This is a genomic window from Streptomyces sp. NPDC059456 (assembly GCF_042750055.1).
In the GTDB taxonomy this organism is placed as follows: Bacteria; Actinomycetota; Actinomycetes; order Streptomycetales; family Streptomycetaceae; genus Streptomyces.
In genome coordinates, this window is record NZ_JBHYVA010000840.1 from 1 (window position 1) to 3232 (window position 3232).

Here is a 3232-nt window from a genome sequence, read left to right on the forward strand (position 1 = left end):
GCCGAAGGGGAGCTCCATGTGGGTGTGGGCGTCGACCCCGCCGGGGATGACGTACTTCCCGCTCGCGTCGATCGTCCGGTCGGCCGTCCAGGCCTCGGCGGCCGCGGAGCCGTGGGCCGCGAGGGCGGCCACCCGGCCGTCCTCGACGAGGACGTCGGCGTGCAGTTCGTCGGCGGCCGTGACGACGAGACCGCCGCGGATCAGGGTGCGGATGGACATGTGCGGCGCCTCCCGGTCACACGATGCTGTGCAGGGCCCGTTCGAGGATCTCGGCGCCCTCTTCCGCCTCGGCGACGGTGAGGGACAGCGGCGGCGCGATGCGCAGCACGCTGGTGTCGTGTCCGCCGCCCTTGCCGAGCAGCAGGCCGCCTTCGCGGGCGGCCTCCAGTACGGCGGCGGCCGCGTCCGGGTCGGCCGTGCCGGTGCCGGGCTTCGTCAGCTCCAGACCGGCCATCAGGCCGCGGCCGCGGACCTCCCGTACGGCGGGCACGGTGGCGGCGATGGCGCGCAGCCGCTCCAGGAGCAGGCCGCCGACGCGGCGGGCGTTGGCCTGGAGGTCGTGCTCCAGCAGGTACCCGAGGTTGGCGACGCCGGCGGCCATGGTGACCGGGGACCCGCCGAAGGTGGAGATGGAGTTGGTGTCGATGCAGTTCATCACCTCGGCGCGGGCGACGACACCGCCGACGGACATGCCGTTGCCGATACCCTTGGCGAAGGTGAGGATGTCCGGCGGCCCGTTCTGGGCGTGGGCCTGCCAGCCCCAGAAGTGGTCGCCGGTGCGGCCCCAGCCGGTCTGCACCTCGTCGCTGATCCAGAGGATGCCGTGCCGGTCGAGGACCTCGCGGAAGGCCCCGTACAGGCCGTCGGGCGGGGCGGTGAACCCGCCGACGCCCTGGATGGGCTCCGCGATGAGGGCGGCGACGCCGCCGCGGGCCTGGCCGAGCACGTCCTCGAGGTCGGCGACGGCGGCGGCCGTGAACTCGGCGTCGCCCAGGTGCGCGAAGGGACCGCGGCTGCGGACGGCACCGTGCACGTAGTACGTCTGGAGCGGGGAGAGGCTGGTCGGGGACCAGCCCCGGTTGCCGGTGATGGAGACGGTCGAGAAGGACCGGCCGTGATAGCTGTTGCGCATCGCCAGGATCTGGTTGGAGCGGCGGTACGCGGTCGCCAGCAGCAGGGCGGTGTCGTTGGCCTCGGTGCCGGAGGTGGTGAAGAAGACCCGGGCGTCGGGGATGCCCGACAGGGCGGCGATCCGCTCGGCCAGCTCGATCATCGGGCGGTTGAGGTAGAGGGTGGAGGAGTGGATGAGCCGCCCGGCCTGTTCGGCGACGGCCTTGGTGACCTCGGGCAGGGCGTGGGCGGTCATCGTCGTCAGGATGCCGCCGAAGAAGTCGAGGTAGCGGTTGCCGTCCGCGTCCCAGACGTGGCGGCCCTCGCCGTGCGTGAGCTCGATGGGGCGGCTGTAGTAGAGCGCGAGCCAGTCGGGCAGGACGGACCGGTGCCGGCTGTGCAGGGGAATCGGGTTGGTCACGGCTGTACGAGCCCTCCGTAGGCGTCGGGACGGCGGTCGCGGTAGAAGGCCCACTGGTCGCGGACCTCCTTGATCAGGTCGAAGTCGAGGTCGCGGACGAGGAGTTCCTCCTCCTTGTCGCTGGCGACGTCGCCGACGAACCGGCCGCGGGGGTCGACGAAGTAGCTGGTGCCGTAGAAGTCGTTGTCGCCGTACTCCTCCTGGCCGACGCGGTTGATCGCGGCGATGAAGTACTCGTTGGCGACGGCGGAGGCGGGCTGCTCCAGCTGCCACAGGTAGGAGGACAGGCCCCGGTGGGTGGCGGAGGGGTTGTACACCAGCTGGGCGCCGGCCAGGCCCAGGGCGCGCCAGCCCTCGGGGAAGTGGCGGTCGTAGCAGATGTAGACGCCGACGCGGCCGACGGCGGTGTCGAAGACGGGCCAGCCGAGGTTGCCCGGGCGGAAGTAGTACTTCTCCCAGAAGCCCTTGACCTGCGGAATGTGGTGCTTGCGGTACTTGCCGAGATAGCTGCCGTCGGCGTCGATGACGGCGGCGGTGTTGTAGTAGAAGCCCTCGGACTCCCGCTCGAAGACCGGCACGACGATGACCATGCCGGTCTCCCGGGCGAGTTCCTGCATCCGCCGGACGGTGGGGCCGTCGGGGACGGGTTCGGCCCAGCGGTAGTGCTCGGGCTCCTGGACCTGGCAGAAGTAGGGGGCGTTGAACACCTCCTGGAAGCCGATGATCTTCGCGCCGTCGGCGGCGGCCCGCCGGGCGTGCTCCTCGTGCTTGGCGATCATCGACTCGGTGTCTCCGGTCCAGGTGGCCTGGACGAGTGCGGCGCGGACGACTTGGGCCATGAGCTGCTCCTCGCGACGGGAACGCCGAGTTCTACGCACGTAGACGGTATGCGTAGGGAGTAGAACGTAGGCCGCGTCACACCGTGGGGCAAGAGCGCCTTGCACGGTTGGCGTAGTCGATCGCATTACGCCACCGAGCGATCGGTGTCGGTCAGGAGGCGGACGGTTTCGCAACCCGCAGTGCGTGTACGAGGTCACGGTGGTGCGCGGCGGACAGGGCCTCGGCGGCCCGGAGCAGCCGCGGAGTGAACCACTGGGGCGCGCGGCGCGCGAGCCGGACCGCCTCCTCCGCGGTACGGACCTTGACGAACGCACCGAGGAGGGCGTCGGCCTCGGCGAGCCGGCCGGCCCCGGCCAGGGCCAGGGCGGCGTCGGCGATCTCGGCGGCGGGGCGGGCGGCGCCCTGGCGCAGCAGCGCCTCGCAGTCGGCGGCGCGGCCGGCCTCGCCGAGGGCGGCCGCGACCGCGGCGAGCCGCTCGGGCGGCAGCGAGGCCGCCTCCCACAGCAGCGTGGCCCAGTCCGCGCCGAGCCCGGCGCGCAGCAGCTCGTCGGCGAGGCCGGGCAGCCGCTCGGCGGGCCAGGCGGCGGCCTCGCACAGCAGGACGTGCGCCTCCCCACTGCGCCCCTCGGCCCGCAGCCCCGCCAACTCCCGGACGACGCGCACGATCCCGCCGACGCCCGGAACCCGGGAACCCTCCCCCGGGACGACGCGTTCCGGCGGGACGGCCTGCCCGGCCGGGACGGTCCGCTCCGGCGCGGCGGTCCACCCTCGCGGGGCGACCTGACCCGCGGGGGCGGCCCCCTCGGCCGGAACGGCGTACTCCGGCGGGACGGCCCACTCTGGCGCGGCGCCCCCCTCCGG

At 73.2% G+C, this 3232-nt stretch carries 2 protein-coding genes and 2 pseudogenes; all 4 read right to left on the reverse strand.

Annotation, left to right across the window (positions count from 1 at the left end; genetic code table 11):
* Positions 1-219: pseudogene (locus tag ACFXA3_RS39345) on the reverse strand (dihydropyrimidinase); the annotation flags it as partial.
* A gap of 16 nt (positions 220-235) precedes the next feature.
* Entirely contained in the window at positions 236-1531 is a 1296-nt protein-coding gene (locus ACFXA3_RS39350) for an aspartate aminotransferase family protein (RefSeq protein ID WP_385195691.1), read from the reverse strand.
* Positions 1528-2370 (reverse strand): nitrilase-related carbon-nitrogen hydrolase, encoded by an 843-nt coding sequence (locus ACFXA3_RS39355; RefSeq protein WP_385195694.1) that lies wholly within the window; start codon positions 2368-2370, stop codon positions 1528-1530. Before ACFXA3_RS39355 ends, ACFXA3_RS39350 begins: the two co-directional genes overlap by 4 nt.
* A gap of 151 nt (positions 2371-2521) precedes the next feature.
* Positions 2522-3232 (reverse strand): annotated as a pseudogene (locus ACFXA3_RS39360) (UL36 very large tegument protein); the annotation flags it as partial.

What these genes read in the sequence shown, in the direction of transcription:
- ACFXA3_RS39355 (WP_385195694.1), bottom strand. Translation starts at nt 2,370, where the DNA reads ATGGCCCAAGTCGTCCGCGCCGCACTCGTCCAGGCCACCTGGACCGGA.